The organism is Streptomyces vilmorinianum (assembly GCF_005517195.1).
Classification (GTDB): Bacteria; Actinomycetota; Actinomycetes; order Streptomycetales; family Streptomycetaceae; genus Streptomyces; species Streptomyces vilmorinianum.
This window is the reverse complement of the sequence record NZ_CP040244.1, coordinates 3602159-3614740: the sequence shown is the minus strand read 5'-3', so window position 1 is coordinate 3614740 and position 12582 is coordinate 3602159. Positions and strand designations below refer to the sequence as shown.

The 12582-nt window shown below is 69.7% G+C and carries 19 protein-coding genes; 1 reads left to right on the top strand and 18 read right to left on the bottom strand.

The window, feature by feature from the left end; genetic code table 11:
- The 17 genes from FDM97_RS17065 to FDM97_RS16985 all read right to left on the bottom strand — a co-directional run bounded on the left by FDM97_RS17065 (position 1) and on the right by FDM97_RS16985 (position 11161).
- Positions 1 to 189: a hypothetical protein gene (locus FDM97_RS17065; protein ID WP_254705626.1), complete on the bottom strand. Its 189-nt coding sequence runs from the start codon at positions 187 to 189 to the stop codon at positions 1 to 3.
- A gap of 116 nt (positions 190 to 305) precedes the next feature.
- Positions 306 to 821 (bottom strand): hypothetical protein, encoded by a 516-nt coding sequence (locus FDM97_RS17060; protein WP_137991269.1) that lies wholly within the window; start codon positions 819 to 821, stop codon positions 306 to 308.
- Positions 821 to 1303, bottom strand: coding sequence for a phage tail tube protein (locus FDM97_RS17055; protein WP_137991268.1), 483 nt, complete (start codon positions 1301 to 1303; stop codon positions 821 to 823). The genes FDM97_RS17060 and FDM97_RS17055 overlap by 1 nt, the downstream gene beginning before the upstream one ends.
- A gap of 72 nt (positions 1304 to 1375) precedes the next feature.
- Positions 1376 to 1705 (bottom strand): hypothetical protein, encoded by a 330-nt coding sequence (locus FDM97_RS17050; protein ID WP_254705625.1) that lies wholly within the window; start codon positions 1703 to 1705, stop codon positions 1376 to 1378.
- 10 nt (positions 1706 to 1715) lie between these two features.
- Positions 1716 to 2117 (bottom strand): hypothetical protein, encoded by a 402-nt coding sequence (locus FDM97_RS17045; RefSeq protein ID WP_137991266.1) that lies wholly within the window; start codon positions 2115 to 2117, stop codon positions 1716 to 1718.
- Positions 2114 to 2509: a hypothetical protein gene (locus FDM97_RS17040; RefSeq protein ID WP_137991265.1), complete on the bottom strand. Its 396-nt coding sequence runs from the start codon at positions 2507 to 2509 to the stop codon at positions 2114 to 2116. The genes FDM97_RS17045 and FDM97_RS17040 overlap by 4 nt, the downstream gene beginning before the upstream one ends.
- The gene (locus FDM97_RS17035; RefSeq protein WP_137991264.1) at positions 2506 to 2925 is read right to left on the bottom strand and encodes a DUF6093 family protein; all 420 of its coding nucleotides are present in this window, start codon (positions 2923 to 2925) and stop codon (positions 2506 to 2508) included. The genes FDM97_RS17040 and FDM97_RS17035 overlap by 4 nt, the downstream gene beginning before the upstream one ends.
- A complete protein-coding gene (locus tag FDM97_RS17030; RefSeq protein WP_137991263.1) occupies positions 2922 to 3554 on the bottom strand; it encodes a hypothetical protein in 633 nt (210 codons plus the stop codon). The genes FDM97_RS17035 and FDM97_RS17030 overlap by 4 nt, the downstream gene beginning before the upstream one ends.
- 7 nt (positions 3555 to 3561) lie before the next feature.
- Positions 3562 to 3774: a hypothetical protein gene (locus FDM97_RS17025; RefSeq protein ID WP_137991262.1), complete on the bottom strand. Its 213-nt coding sequence runs from the start codon at positions 3772 to 3774 to the stop codon at positions 3562 to 3564.
- 41 nt (positions 3775 to 3815) lie between these two features.
- Positions 3816 to 4253: a hypothetical protein gene (locus tag FDM97_RS17020; protein ID WP_137991261.1), complete on the bottom strand. Its 438-nt coding sequence runs from the start codon at positions 4251 to 4253 to the stop codon at positions 3816 to 3818.
- Positions 4254 to 4311: 58 nt separating this feature from the next.
- Positions 4312 to 5625, bottom strand: a complete 1314-nt coding sequence (locus FDM97_RS17015; RefSeq protein WP_137991260.1) for a P22 phage major capsid protein family protein — start codon at positions 5623 to 5625, stop codon at positions 4312 to 4314.
- Positions 5626 to 5627: 2 nt separating this feature from the next.
- Complete coding sequence (locus FDM97_RS17010; protein WP_137991259.1) at positions 5628 to 5816, bottom strand: ribosomal-processing cysteine protease Prp; 189 nt, start codon at positions 5814 to 5816, stop codon at positions 5628 to 5630.
- Positions 5813 to 6493, bottom strand: a complete 681-nt coding sequence (locus FDM97_RS17005) for a hypothetical protein (RefSeq protein WP_137991258.1) — start codon at positions 6491 to 6493, stop codon at positions 5813 to 5815. Before FDM97_RS17005 ends, FDM97_RS17010 begins: the two co-directional genes overlap by 4 nt.
- Positions 6494 to 6563: 70 nt before the next feature.
- Entirely contained in the window at positions 6564 to 7610 is a 1047-nt protein-coding gene (locus FDM97_RS17000) for a hypothetical protein (RefSeq protein ID WP_137991257.1), read from the bottom strand.
- Positions 7607 to 9049, bottom strand: a complete 1443-nt coding sequence (locus FDM97_RS16995) for a phage portal protein (protein WP_137991256.1) — start codon at positions 9047 to 9049, stop codon at positions 7607 to 7609. Before FDM97_RS16995 ends, FDM97_RS17000 begins: the two co-directional genes overlap by 4 nt.
- A gap of 14 nt (positions 9050 to 9063) precedes the next feature.
- Positions 9064 to 10701, bottom strand: a complete 1638-nt coding sequence (locus FDM97_RS16990) for a hypothetical protein (RefSeq protein ID WP_137991255.1) — start codon at positions 10699 to 10701, stop codon at positions 9064 to 9066.
- Entirely contained in the window at positions 10688 to 11161 is a 474-nt protein-coding gene (locus FDM97_RS16985) for a hypothetical protein (protein WP_217510239.1), read from the bottom strand. The genes FDM97_RS16990 and FDM97_RS16985 overlap by 14 nt, the downstream gene beginning before the upstream one ends.
- Positions 11162 to 11730: 569 nt before the next feature.
- Between FDM97_RS16985 and FDM97_RS16980 the strand changes: the two genes are divergently transcribed.
- Positions 11731 to 12195, top strand: coding sequence for a hypothetical protein (locus FDM97_RS16980; protein ID WP_137991254.1), 465 nt, complete (start codon positions 11731 to 11733; stop codon positions 12193 to 12195).
- 6 nt (positions 12196 to 12201) lie between these two features.
- On the opposite strand, the gene FDM97_RS16975 is transcribed toward FDM97_RS16980, so the two are convergent.
- Positions 12202 to 12558 carry a holin gene (locus FDM97_RS16975; RefSeq protein ID WP_137991253.1) on the bottom strand — a complete coding sequence of 119 codons (357 nt, stop codon included), beginning with the start codon at positions 12556 to 12558 and terminating at the stop codon, positions 12202 to 12204.
- Between the last annotated feature and the right edge of the window lie 24 nt (positions 12559 to 12582).

Genomic DNA, 12582 nt, shown 5'->3' with positions numbered 1-12582 from the left:
TCACCCCCTGGTCACATGGACGTGGAGGCCTCGGGTGTCCCCGCCGGCCTTCTCGTGCTGGGCGATGGCGCGCGCAGCCGCAGCGCAGGCATGGCACTTGGCCAGTTCGCCGCGCCACTTGAACTCGTTCTCCGGGTCCGTGGCCTCGTCCCACGGCTGGCGGCAGTCGGGGCACCGGTCGGCCTCCACGACGCTGAGGGCGTAGGCCCATGCGCGGTCGTCCTCGAGCCACAGGGGTTCTCCCGGTTGCGGCCACGGCCGACCGAGGAAGATCGAGCGGGGCACGCCCCAGGCCCGCGCGGTCTCTACTTCCCGTCGGTGCGGGAGGCGAGGATCGCGGAGGCGTACAACGAGAAAGGGATGCTCGTCGCCTCCCCGTTGACCTGCCAGGCGGCCTCGATGAGCTGCTGCCTCTGCCCGACGTTCAGGGACTCGAACAGGGCCTCGACATCCTCGGCGGTCATGGCGGGGTCGACCGCGCTGGCGGCGACGAGGGCGGGCGCGAGCGTGTCCGCGTCCCACGCCTCCTCGGGCGTCTTGCCCGGATGCTGGGCGACGAGGTCGGACCACCGCTTCGCGCCGAGCGCCCGGAACGTGAACTCGACCTCTGCCTCGCGCATCCGCTCGCGCGCGGCGGCGATCCTCTCGGCCACGGCGACGCCGGGGTTCTGGTCCGCCATGCTCTGCGGCTGCCAGTTCGACAGCCCGGCGAGTTCCGCCTCCAGGCGGTCGACCTCGGCCGCCACATCGCCCGCCAGGCAGAGCCGGATCGTATGCTCCTTGGGCTTCGCTCGCTTCAGCACGTCCTTGATGTCAGGCATCAGGCAGCCACCACGGCCGAAGTCTCCGGCTCCGCGCGCAGCTTCATCGGCGACATGAACTTGCCGACCTCGTTCGGTGCCGGCGGGACCGTGTTCCTCTCGCCGCACTCCACCGGGTAGACCTCGACCTCCTGGCCGGCGGCCCATGCGGTGGTGTAGGGCAGTACGCGGCGCACCACGAGGTAGCCGAGAGCCTGGTAGACGAGCGTCGACCAGGGCAGGTCGTCCGTGGGGGTGTCGCCCCGCTTGAGGGTCAGCTCCGGGGAGAACGAGCGCCTTCCGGCCCGGTTGGTGGTGAACGTCGACGCGAGGCTGGAGTTGTCGACGTCGGCGGTCTCGGCCGGGATGTTCAGCCCGTCGGGCGTGATCCGCTCCGTCAGGTCGATTCCTGCTTCCAGCTCGGCCACTGCGGGGCTGGAGATGTTGGCGATGGACGTCACCCAGGCAACCCGGGTCTTGCCGTCGTTGATCACATCAGACACGGCTGTGCCTCCTTCGGGGCATGAAAAAAGCCCCGGCCGTCAGGCGGGGGCGAGCAGGGAGTGCGGGGTTGGTCAGATCCGGAGGGCGGCGACGGTCACGCTGGTGACCGCCGAGTAGGAGACGGAGGCGAGACCCGAGTCGGCCGCGTTGCCGTACAGGTCCGCCGGAACCGGGATCATCTGGTCGTCCGAGGCGGCGACGGTGACCGCCCGGTCGGCGATCGCGAGCCCGGACACGAAACCCGGCGTCGCGATCGTCACCGTCACCGGGGCGCCACCGCCGTTGACGACGTGCAGGAACGTTGTCCTGCCGGGCTTGAGCTTGTCGCCGCCGCCGGCCGCGGCACTGTAGACGGGACTCAGGCCGCCTGCGGGGATCGACTGAACGGTGAGAGTGGCCACCAGGAGCCTCCTACGAGGTCGAGCGGATCATGAACTGGATGGGGACGAACCACAGCGGTGGCGTGACGTCGTCGTCGCGGATGAGGGGCGGGCCGCCGAGTTCCTCGGGCCTCCACGCGGCCCGCCCGGCTACCTGCACTCCGGCGTGGAGAGCGGTGCGGACCTTGTCGGCGACCCACAGGCACTGCTCCTCGGTCGGGCCGACCGCGGTCACCTGGAAGAGGCCGTCGAAGTCGGTTCGCCGGTCGGCGAGCGACTCCGGCACGGAGCGCCCGGGCGACATGTAGACCACCGCGTACATCGCGGAGTCGGGCACGGGGTCCGGGGCGATGCCCTTCCCAACGGCCAGGTGCACCGCCTCTAGTGCCTCCACCACCGCGTCCCGGTGGACCAGCACGCCGGGGGCGCTCACCCTCGGCCCATCTGCGCACCGATCGCGGCCACGTGGAGCATGAACGCGGCCTGCTCGGCGGCGAGTGCCCGCCCACCGTCGTTGTGTGGCGGGTTCTTCACCGAGCCGAACTCCAGCAGGTTGCCGAGCGCACCCTGCGGCCGGGTCTTGTCCGGGCCGATCTCGGCCGAGGCGCCGGTGGGGTGCGGCTTCATGTCGTAGCTGATGGTGCTCGGGTACAGCCGGGCGTGACGGCCGGAGCTGGCCGTGGCGTTGGCCCGCCAGCCGTTCTTGATGTTCAGCGCGCCACGCTCGACGACCGCGCGCGCCTGGAGCTGCGCCCGGACGGCGTTGACTCTGAAGACTGCCGCCAGGGCGTCGAGCTGGCGGGTGTCGGCGTTGAAGTCGCTCATGAACGGTCCTCTGTGATGAGCCGCCATGCGGTGGCGGTGTCGCCGTACTCCACGCCCTTGACCCACAGGCGCAGCCCGGCGGCGATCCGGGGGTCTGGCGAGTCGGTGACGTCGACGATGTCGCCGGGCCTGGGCCGCTCGCCCGATGCGGGGAGCGGCGTCGAGAAGGGGATCGAGACGCGGTACTGCCGCAGCGTGACCTGCTGCTCGCTGGCCTGGACCTCGCTATCAGCGAGCTGCGCAGGCTTCACCCGCGCCTTCCCGTCGTAGAAGACGACGGTCGGCGGCCCGGGCACTGTCAGTCCAGTCTCCCGGTCGAAGATGTCTGCCCCCGGCCGGTAGAGCCGGATCGTCGAGCGCATCAGGCCCTCGGACTCGGCTCGACCGGCTTCGAGGGCTGCCTCTAGGTCGCTCATCGCGGCGTGACCGACAGAGCCGGGCGCCGGTACGAGCGCAGGTCGGCCTTGTGCGCGGCGGTGAGCCGGGCGTTGCCGATCGTCTCCGACGCGAACGTACGGGAGTAGTCGTCGATCGCGACCGACCGAAGGTTGCCGGGGTTGGTCATGTTCAGCGACGCAAGGTCGAGGACGATGTCGAGAACGTCGTCCGGCGTTTCCGCCTCGCCGTGGCTGTAGGTGACGCGGACGCGGGGTGCCCAGACTCCGCGCTGCGGCCAGGGCCAGCCCATGAGGCGGGTGGGCGCGTAGTACGGGTAGCCGCGGGTGAGCTCGTTCCCGAGCCGGGTGAAGTCCCGACCTTCCACGGCGAGCTCGTCGATGCCGGCGAAGTCCCCCAGTTCGACGACTGTGAGGGGGTGGGAGGCGTCGACGACGAGCGGGCGCTGCGGCAGGACGAGTACGCGGTCGCCGCCGGCAAGGTCCACCGTGTCGTTGGCGACGAACGTGATGGCCTGCCTGGTGTAGTTCCGCACCCGGGCGGAGGCGCGGCGGAGGGCGAGCTCGGCCGATGACACGCTCAGTGAGCCCGGCTCTCGCTGCATCGCGGCCTCGAGCTCGGCGACCGTCGCCAGCGGGGGGAGGGCCATGTCGAACTCAGCCCCTCCTGGCGCGCTTGGCGGCCGGCTTGTCCGTCGCTTCCCGCCTGTCCGGCGGCGTGTCCGGTTCGTCGTCGAGGCGCGTCACCTTGCCCGGGACTCGTTCCAGCAGCAGAGCGGCCGCCTCCCCGAACGCTTCCTGTCCGGCATCGAGCCGGATTGCCACGTGCTCGGCGAAGAACTTGATCTTCTCGTTGGCAACGACGCGCACGGGGGCCTCCTCTCACCACGCTTGGGTTGAAGTGGGTTGGATCAGTTCGCCGATGATTCGAGGAGTGCCTCGAGCTGCTTCACGAGCGTGGAGCGCGGCTTGTCCTTCGCTTGCTCGGCGGCCAGTGCCTTGTCGGCGCGGTCCAGGTCCTCCCCCACCCACTGGAGGATCTTGGCGACCGAGCTCTCGATGTCGAGCTCACCGGACGGCTCCGGACTGCCGCCGTCGGGCTCCTGCTCGGGCGGGCACTGCCCGCCGCCGCAGACGCTGCCATCGACGCACGGCTCCCGGTGGGACGGCTCAGGCACACTGACGGGCGCCCCGGCGATCTCTCGGGCCTCATCGTCGGCAGGTTCGACGGCCGCGCCGGCCTCGAGGAGGTAGCGGGCGGCAGAGCCCTTCACCTCCTGGCCCTCGGCGAAGTCCTCGGGCTGGAGGTTCAGGTAGGCGCGGAACGCCTCCGTCACAACGACACGCATGGGTCATCCCCTTTCAGGTGCGGAAGAGGGCGGCCGCAGCGGCCGCCCTCTCGCGTGGTCACGCGTGCTCGAGGACCACGGCACGCTTGAACAGGGACGCGTCGCCGGTGGTCGAGTCAGACGGGACACCGAAGTCGCCAACCCACGACCAGGTGGACGACAGGATCTGCTGGAGTCGGTCCATCGGCGGCCGCGTGATCATGGCGACCTGGACGCCGTTCGCCGGGCCGACCATCTGGATCGACGGCACGTCGGACACGTCCGTCTCCCGCAGGAGGTCACCCATGCCCTCGAAGGGCGCCGACAGGAGCGACTCGGCACCGAACACGATCGGCCGGTGCACCGTGACGGCTCCGCCTGTGCCGCCGGCAACGGTCGGGGTCTCGTTGTCGCGGACCCAGTCGATGCCGCCGAACCGGCCGATGGACAGGTCGCGGTAGATCGGCGAGTCGACGCGCCCCTGGAGGGCCTGCTTGAAGTCGGCGTCGTCGAAGAGCTGCGTCTCAGTGTCCGGGTCGATGTGGGCGGTGTAGTAGCCGCCGAAGGTCGGTACGTTCATCTTCCGCAGGCGCGCGACCGCGGCCCGGAACATCTTGAACGTCACGACGTTCGAGGTGCCCAGGTCGAAGGCGGAGTCGAGGGTGCCCGACGGGCGGATCGACACGGGCGCGTTGTCCGCGACGACCGCGTCTCCGACGACGTCGGCGCGGGCGGTGCCCAGCGTGAGGGTGCTGGTGCCGGCGTTGACGCCCGTGACCGTGTTGGCCACGCCTTCGATCTTGATGGGGAGCGGGTTGGCGCCCGACACGGGGGTGGGCTTCCCGTTGACGAGGACGTACTCGAAGCCCTTCACGGACTGGACGATGATGCTCGTGTCTGAGGCGCCCGCCGTGGTGGCCCAGGTGCGGCCGCCCGCGTAGGCGGCGTACATCTTGTCGCGGGCGATCCGGTTGAGGGACTGGCCGGCCGAGATCGCGAGCTTCTGAACGTCCTCCAGGTACTTCGATGCGAGCGTCATCCGCGACTGGAGCATGTTGGTGTCGAGGGTGATGCCGTACTGGTCCATCGTGACCGAGTACTGCTCGATGCTGTACGTCTGCGGCGACGGGTCCGAGCCCGAGAGCGGCGTGGTGGTCGGCGTGAGCAGGCCGGAGCGGGTGAATGTGCCGGTGTCGCCGATGTTCTGCGACCACGGTCGCGGGCTGGCGATCATCGGGAAGAGGAACTCGGGGATGAGCGCCTCTTCGAAGGTGCGGTGCAGCAGGCCGTTCTGCATGATCTCCCGGATTGCTGCCGGGAGCTGCGAGCGGATGTCGTGACGGGCCAGGTCGAAGGACCAGGCCCGGCCCCGACGGAGAGTCGTGAGAGACATGGTTACTCCTCAGTGATGTCGATGGACACGAGGTCCGGGTGCTGCTCGGCGACGGCCTGGAGCCCGAGCAGTGCGGTTTGTGTGATTGCGCTGACCGCAGCGCAGACCCGCCCGTCCTCGAGGTGTCCCTCGTGGCCCTCCACCTCGAGCCGGGTCAGGCCGGCGGCGAGGCGTGCGTGGATGCGGATCAACGGCGGGGGGTCACGCCGTACTTGGCCAGGGCGGCCTCGTAGTCGGCGCGGGATGCCGTGCGGAAGTCGGCGGGCGGCGGGTCCTTGCGCGGACCCTGGCTGGGGTCGGGCTTCGGGCCCTTCTTCGGGTCCGGTGCCGGGGCGTGGCGACGCAGGTGGGGCTTCCGCTGGAGCAGGTCCTCGAGGTCGGCCGCGATCTGGTCGGTGTCGACCTCGCCATCGTCGTTCGAGTACGACTTGAGGTCGAGGAACGCAGCTGCGTCCTCCGGGTCAGCGAACTCTGAGGCCGCGGCCTTCACCTCGGCACGTACGGCGCGTGCGGTCGCGGCCTCGGCCCGCTTCGTGGCCGCCTCAGCGCGATTCGTCGCCTTGTCGAGGTCGGTCTTGTCCCGGTCCTCGAACTCCTGCACCTTCCGGGCCAGTTCGTCGGCGCGCTTCTTCTCCGCCGCGGCTTCCTTCTTCGCAGCGGCCTTGTCGGCACGCTCCTTCTGAAGCGCCTTCTTGCCGGCGTCGCCGAGCTGGCTCTCCGGATCGGCCGGGTCGGGGTCGGCAGGGTCCGGGTCCGCCGGGTTGGGGTCCTTCGGTTCCGGGTCGGCCGGGTCGGGGTCGTCGTGTCGGGTGATGCTGAACCAGTCCGTGCTCCGGGCAGCGGGCAGCCAGCGGTTACGCAGAATCATGTGGTGCGTCTCCCGTCGCGGGATGAAGAGGCCGTGCGTCGCGCACGGCGGGATGGGCGGGCTACACCGGTCAGTCGATGTAGCCGAAGCGCCGCAGCATCGCGATCGCTTGATCGCGATCCGCGGCGAGCTTGTAGATCTCCTCGGGAAGGAGACGGGGGCTGCGCAGCTGGAAACCCCGGCCGGATGCCGGGACTTGGCCGCGGGCGATGGCCCGGGCCCGCTCGGAGCGGTAGAAGGCGCCTCGGCGGGTGGTGCCTTCGCGGGTGGCGCGCAGCTGCTGCCGGTAGGCCGTCGCGGTGTACATGCCGCGGCGGGCGTTGACGACGGAGGTGATGCTCGCACCGTCACGGATGGCGCGCGCCCCGTCGACGGTGAAGATCCGGTCCTGCTCGCGCCGGGACAGCCCGTTGAAGTACGTCCGCGCGTCGGTCACGGCGTTGCTGGGCAGTCCGTGTGCTCCGTGGCGGCCTCGGCCGCGTGCCACGAGGACGGCGGGCATGTGATAGCAGTCGCACCGGGGGTGCCGCTGGAAGCCGGCGTTCCAGCCGTACTCCACGCCGGCGAGGATCGCGCAGCGGGCGCAGCAGGGCGCGGCGGCGATACGGATGTAGCCCTGGATGGTCGGGCGTGCGGCGATGCCCGCGCCAGCGGCCGTGCGTCCGGCGCTGGTGACCTCGGAGGCGGCCATGCGCAGCAGCTGGTTCAGGCCGCGCATCATGGCCTCGGTCTCGTCCAGCCCTGCGGCGATGGACTGCTTCGTGGTGATGACCGGCAGGTACATCAGGGTGTCGAGGGCTCGGCCGTCTGCCGCGTATCCGGCGAAGGCGCTCGGGCGGACGCGGCTGCCGACCGCCGGATCGGCGCCTTCTGCCGCGACGACGGAGGACAGGTACGGGTCGGCTAGAGCCGCGGCCGCCGCCTGCCCGGCCGTCACCGTCTCGATGATCCGGGGGCCGACGAGCGACTCCCACGAGGCAGTCAGGTCCCTCCGGTCCAACTCCTTCCACAGGACCTGGACGCGGTCCGCCGAGCGGCGTGACAGCCCCGACAGTGCCACGTAGTAGCTCTCCGCGACCTGAGCGGCGGACAGCCGCTCCGGCGCCCGCGTGGTCACGCAGCGCTCGCAGGCGCCGGGGCGTCGTCAGGCTCGTCGTCAGGTGCCGGCTTCGGCCCGGCCTCGAGCGCGGCCAGGTCCCCGGCGAGGATCCGTTCCATGGCGCTGGTGGCCGCGGCCTCGTCCTGCTCCTCCATGCGCTTGATCTGCGCCTGGGTATAGCCCATGTCCTCACGGGTCTGCCGGAGCGGCACAATCTTCGCCACGTGCAGCTTCACCGCCGCGTCAGCCTTCTGCGCGATCGTCGGCGTGGACGCGTCTCGCCAGATCGTCTCCAGCGACATGGCACGGGGGTCCCACACACCGTCGCGGATGCGCAGCGCAAGGCGCATCACCTGCTCCCACGCCTCGCCCCACTCGCGCTGGCGGCGCTCCGCGCGCTTCACGAGCCGCGATTCGCTCGAGCGGATGGCATCGGCGGACGCCGGGTTCTCTGTGGAGTAGCCGAGGAAATGCGGCGGGAGGCCAGCCAGAGACGCGACCAGGCGGGCAAGCTGATTGATGGTGTCGTGGAAGTTCTTGAGCTGCGCCTCGGGGAACTGGATGACGTCCGCGCCGCCGTCCTCGCCAGATCCTCGGCGCCGTTCAGTGGCCCAGACGCGGCCAATGATCCGGGAGAACGCGGACACCGGACGACCGTTCTGGTCCTGGAAGTCTTCCTCGCCGAACCCGAACGCCACCCGGCGCGGGGTGGCGTGGTACTCGGCGGACACCATCATGTCCGTGGCGATCTTGCAGGCCGCATCCGACAGCGGGATGACGGACTTCAGCTCCGAGACACCGCCCTGCTTCTTCAGCCGGGCCCTGTTCGCGAGGAGTACGACGGGCAGTTCGCCGAGCTCATGGTCGTCGCGCTCGTGGTCCGGGTCCTCGGCCCAGGCGCCGGTGGCGGGCTCCTTCTTCCACCAGGAGGTGGAGTTCGGCAGGTACAGGGTGGCGTAGTCGATCGGCGTCTGGCCTTCGGGCTCCTCGCACCAACGCTTCACTGCGGCCACGAGCGCACCCGTGCGCGGGTCGTGCTCCGCGTACATGTCCATCGCCGACTCCACGGTGATGAGCGGCGTTGCGGGGTCGTCCTCGCGGGATCCGACGATGACGTACGAGCGGCGGACGATGAAGGCGTCCAGGTGGCCCTGGTGCGACTGCGCGTCCAGGCGGTTCGCCTGCCAGATCCGCCACAGCTCGCCGTCAGACTCTGCCTCCTCCGGGAACCGGAAGCCTTCGACGTCCAGGCGCTCCTCGATCGAATCGACGACGAGCTGGGGCCAGTTCACGACGACCTGGCGGATCCGCTCGTCCATCTCGGCCTGGAGCTCGGGCGCCAGGTACGACAGCGGCTGCTCACCCTCGTAGTACGAGTCCAACAGCGCCAGGGCCGGCTTCTCCCGGTCGTGGCACTGGATCAGGTGCTTCAGCCACTCGAGCTCGGTGCGCTCCACGGCTCACCTCGCTCTCATCGCAGGATCACCATTCGGGACTTCTTCTTCGGGCGGGCCTGACCGGCGGCGATCGCGTCCTGCGCGGCCTCGTGAGCGAGGACGGAGCAGACGGCGAGGTCGATCTTCTGGTGGTGAGCGGCCTTGCGGAGTACGTACCGGTTCGCTGGCCGCGCTGCCTTGCGGGCGTTCCGCACGTGGATCGACGTGGTCTCGCATCCGTCGTGACGGAACGGACTGTCGGCCTTCAGGACGTCGGTGACGAGCTGCTCGCAGGCCGCGTGCATCTGCACGACGCGGGCCGTGTGCCACTCGATGACGCGCTTCTCCCCGTGCTGGGCCCGCCACTGGGCGAGCTCGCTCGTCCAGTACGGCGGGTCACCGTAGAACCGGATGACGTCGTACGTGCTGAACAGGTGGTCCACTGCGGCCGACACTTCGAGCCTCGGGACCTGCCCCTCCCACTCCTCCGGGTCCCAGATCGTCGGCCGATCATCGGGTCCGTACAGCGGGGTGAACTGGAAGCCGTCCAGCGTCTCGGCGCGCAGGCCGGTCCAGTCGTCGACGTCACTGCCGTCGAACCCAAGGACGATTCGCGTCCCCGGTTCCGGCAGCCCGCGGTCTTCGTGGCGAGCGTCCCAGCGGTCCTGCTGGAGCCAGGCCCCCATGCCCGCGACAATCCGGTTACCGAAGAAGCGCTCGGCCTCGGCCGGCTCCTTCTCCAGGAGCTCTGCGGCCTCGCCCTCGATCGAGTCGAGGTCGATGTGGCCGCTGCCCTGGTAGACGTACGCGTGGATCTTCCGGCGCTCGGCCTTCTTCTTGTAGTCCAGGTCACCGGGCGGCAGGCGGTGAAGCCGGTAGACGTCTTGGCGCTTGGTCTCCGCGGTCTTCTGAGCCACCGAGTTCTCGCCGGGGTCCCAGCCGTTCGTCGTCTCCAGCGACCTGCCGGACATGCCGGCCAAGCCGCGGCGTTGCGTGGTCGCGACCTTGGTCATCTTGTTGCCCTCGGTCCAGATGCCGGTCTCGTCCTGGGCGGCGAAGGTGATCGGGTTGCCCAGGCGGGACTGGGCACTCGAGGTGACGACGTCGACGCGACCGTCGCCGGGAAGGCGGATGAACTGCTCGCCGACCTTCATCAGCTCGGCGAGCGGACCGTTGCGGATCATCTGCTGGAGCGGGCGGTAGATGTTGTCGGTCTGATCCTCGGACGTAGCCGTAATCTGAATGAGCGGCGTGGTCCAGGGGCGCCCCATCGGCTCTCCCGGCTCGTACTCGTACGCCCACCCGCAACCGCAGCCGTGATCCCGGCAGTCGAAGACCTCGCCGCCCTCTGCGAAGCCGTTGAAGAGCACCGGGCCGACAGCCTCTGCCGCGACGATGCCCGCAGTCCACGGGCCCTTGCCGGACTTCTGCGGGGCGACGATCTGGCCGCGCCGGTAGTGGAAGGCGGTCGACAACTGCCCGAGCCGCGCGTCCGGCCGCACCCGGTAGAACTGTGCGGTGCTGCGCAGCTGCCAGTCGTACATCTGGAAGTGCTGCGGGCCGCGGACAAGACCGCCGACCGACTCGAGGAGGCAGTGCTCGTAGATCCAGTCGGGGACGACTGTCAGCGTGGGGAAGTCGAGCGGCCAGGTTCCGTCATCAGCCGCCGCCACCGATGACCTTCAATCGATCCCGCGCGGATACGCGGCCGCCGGAAGCGGGTCGACCCGTCGGCGCGGGGCGCCGCTCGTCGCCGTTCTCGCTGCGGTCGATCCGCCAGCGGTTCGCGCGCATCCCTGGTGTCGTGAGGCCGAGCGAGTCGGCCATCTGCCGCACCAGCGTGGACAGGTTCACCCGGGAATCCATGAGCTCAGCCTCGGTGAACCGCCTGACGTAGAGCGCGACCTCGAGCTCCTGGCCGTACCGCTCCCACATCAGTCCCTGGGGCTTGGCCCACAGCGAGGTCCACAGCTTCTTCTCGCGAGCAGTCTGATCGCTGAGCGGCCATGCCGGCGGGGCGCCGGTGCGGCCTGCGACGGGCAGGACCGTCCATTCGCCGGCGTCTCGCTCGCGGCGGAGGGCGTTGGGGTCGGGTGCGGGTCCGGATCGTGCGCGTGCGCCGCCCTTGGCCATGTTGATCACTCCAACTGCCGCCTCGCGCGGCTGCGTTCACCGTCACATCGCGTGAGCGGTCTTGATCATCTTGGAAGTTCTGATCTTGACCGACCTGCCGCGGCCCTCCCCGGCGGTCCGGCTCAGGCCGGCCGTCGGGGGTGCTCCCCCACCCGTTCACCACTGAGCGTGACGAGGCTGGCCTGATGGATCACGTGTCGCGGTCGCGTGGGCGCTGCTGACTGCGCGCTGGTCGCCGTCGAGCGGTCATCGAGCGAGCCAGTGGTGGCTGCTGCCCTGGTTGTTGGGGCGCAGCGGCCCGAGCTGGTGCCCGGCTGGTAGTGCGTGGGCCGGCCGTTGGCCGGCGCGGAGTGGGGTGGGTCAGGTGTGTGGTGTGCCTGTGTGATGGCTCGTGGTGTCTGCCTGTCCCTGGTCCGGGTACGTACCCTGTCCGCCGGGGATCGGGTGGAGGGGTGGGAATGGGACGGTGCGCCGGAACCAGATCCCTGTCAGCCCGCATGGATGAATGACGCATATGTCGTGAGCGTGGGTTGCGGGTAGTACGGGCTCGTGCACGCTACTGTCCGCGCGTGGCTGTCTCGACTCTCATCTTTTCGATCGTGGCGGCGCTTGGTGCTGCATCCGTGGCGTACTGGGCCTGGGTAGATCGTCCACGGTATGCGTGGGGTGTCCGATACGAGTGGCGCCGCGACCCGAAGACCGAAAGGGTTGTCGTGCGGGCGCTGGGTACGGCGGTAGCTCGATCAGTCGAGGTTCGTGTGCCAGATCAGCTACCCCAGCGGAGCTCGCAGATGAGCGCACACGACGAGCCGATCACCATTGACTTCCGTCGACCAGAGTCTGGGGAGATCTACGCCGAGATCTACTGGACAACAGCACATCCTCTTCGGCGTCGAGAGCTCGGAGAGAGGGTGAATCTGAGGTCGCTCAAGAGGGAGAGGTGGCGCTGGAAGTGGCGCGGTAGCGAAGGATGCTGGAAGAAAGTGTCCCGGCAGGTCACTCGGATCCCCAGAACCGAGGAGGAACCCTGCTGACGCGAGTCACACATGCCACCCTCCGGGCTGGTGCTGGGCGGTCTCGCTGGAGTGGCAGGGGCCGCACAGTCCGCGCCCGTGCTTCGGGTCGTTCGGGTCGAGGCCCTGATCGGTGAGTTCGCGTCGGCTGAGGGGGTGGTGATCGGCGTGGACGCTGGGCCGCTGGCCACAGAGGACGCAGGTGGGGTGCTTGGCGAGGACTCCAGGGCGGAAGCGGGTCTCGTGGCCGCGGCCGTAGCCGCGTTGCCGGGCGCTGCCGCGGCGTTGTTCGGCTTCGGAGCGGCAGCCTTCGCAACGCCCGCCCTGGCAGAACTCGGGGCAGCCGGGCGTCGAACACACCCGCCAGCCTGTACGTCTGGGCATGGGGCGCTCCCTGTCCGTACGATC

Coding starts and splice junctions, on each gene's coding strand:
- FDM97_RS17005 (WP_137991258.1), bottom strand. CDS start 6,493: ATGATTCTGCGTAACCGCTGGCTGCCCGCTGCCCGGAGCACGGACTGG.
- FDM97_RS16975 (WP_137991253.1), bottom strand. CDS start 12,558: ATGCCCAGACGTACAGGCTGGCGGGTGTGTTCGACGCCCGGCTGCCCC.
- FDM97_RS17035 (WP_137991264.1), bottom strand. CDS start 2,925: ATGAGCGACCTAGAGGCAGCCCTCGAAGCCGGTCGAGCCGAGTCCGAG.
- FDM97_RS17020 (WP_137991261.1), bottom strand. CDS start 4,253: ATGCGTGTCGTTGTGACGGAGGCGTTCCGCGCCTACCTGAACCTCCAG.
- FDM97_RS17030 (WP_137991263.1), bottom strand. CDS start 3,554: ATGGCCCTCCCCCCGCTGGCGACGGTCGCCGAGCTCGAGGCCGCGATG.
- FDM97_RS17060 (WP_137991269.1), bottom strand. CDS start 821: ATGCCTGACATCAAGGACGTGCTGAAGCGAGCGAAGCCCAAGGAGCAT.
- FDM97_RS17040 (WP_137991265.1), bottom strand. CDS start 2,509: ATGAGCGACTTCAACGCCGACACCCGCCAGCTCGACGCCCTGGCGGCA.
- FDM97_RS17015 (WP_137991260.1), bottom strand. CDS start 5,625: ATGTCTCTCACGACTCTCCGTCGGGGCCGGGCCTGGTCCTTCGACCTG.
- FDM97_RS16985 (WP_217510239.1), bottom strand. CDS start 11,161: ATGGCCAAGGGCGGCGCACGCGCACGATCCGGACCCGCACCCGACCCC.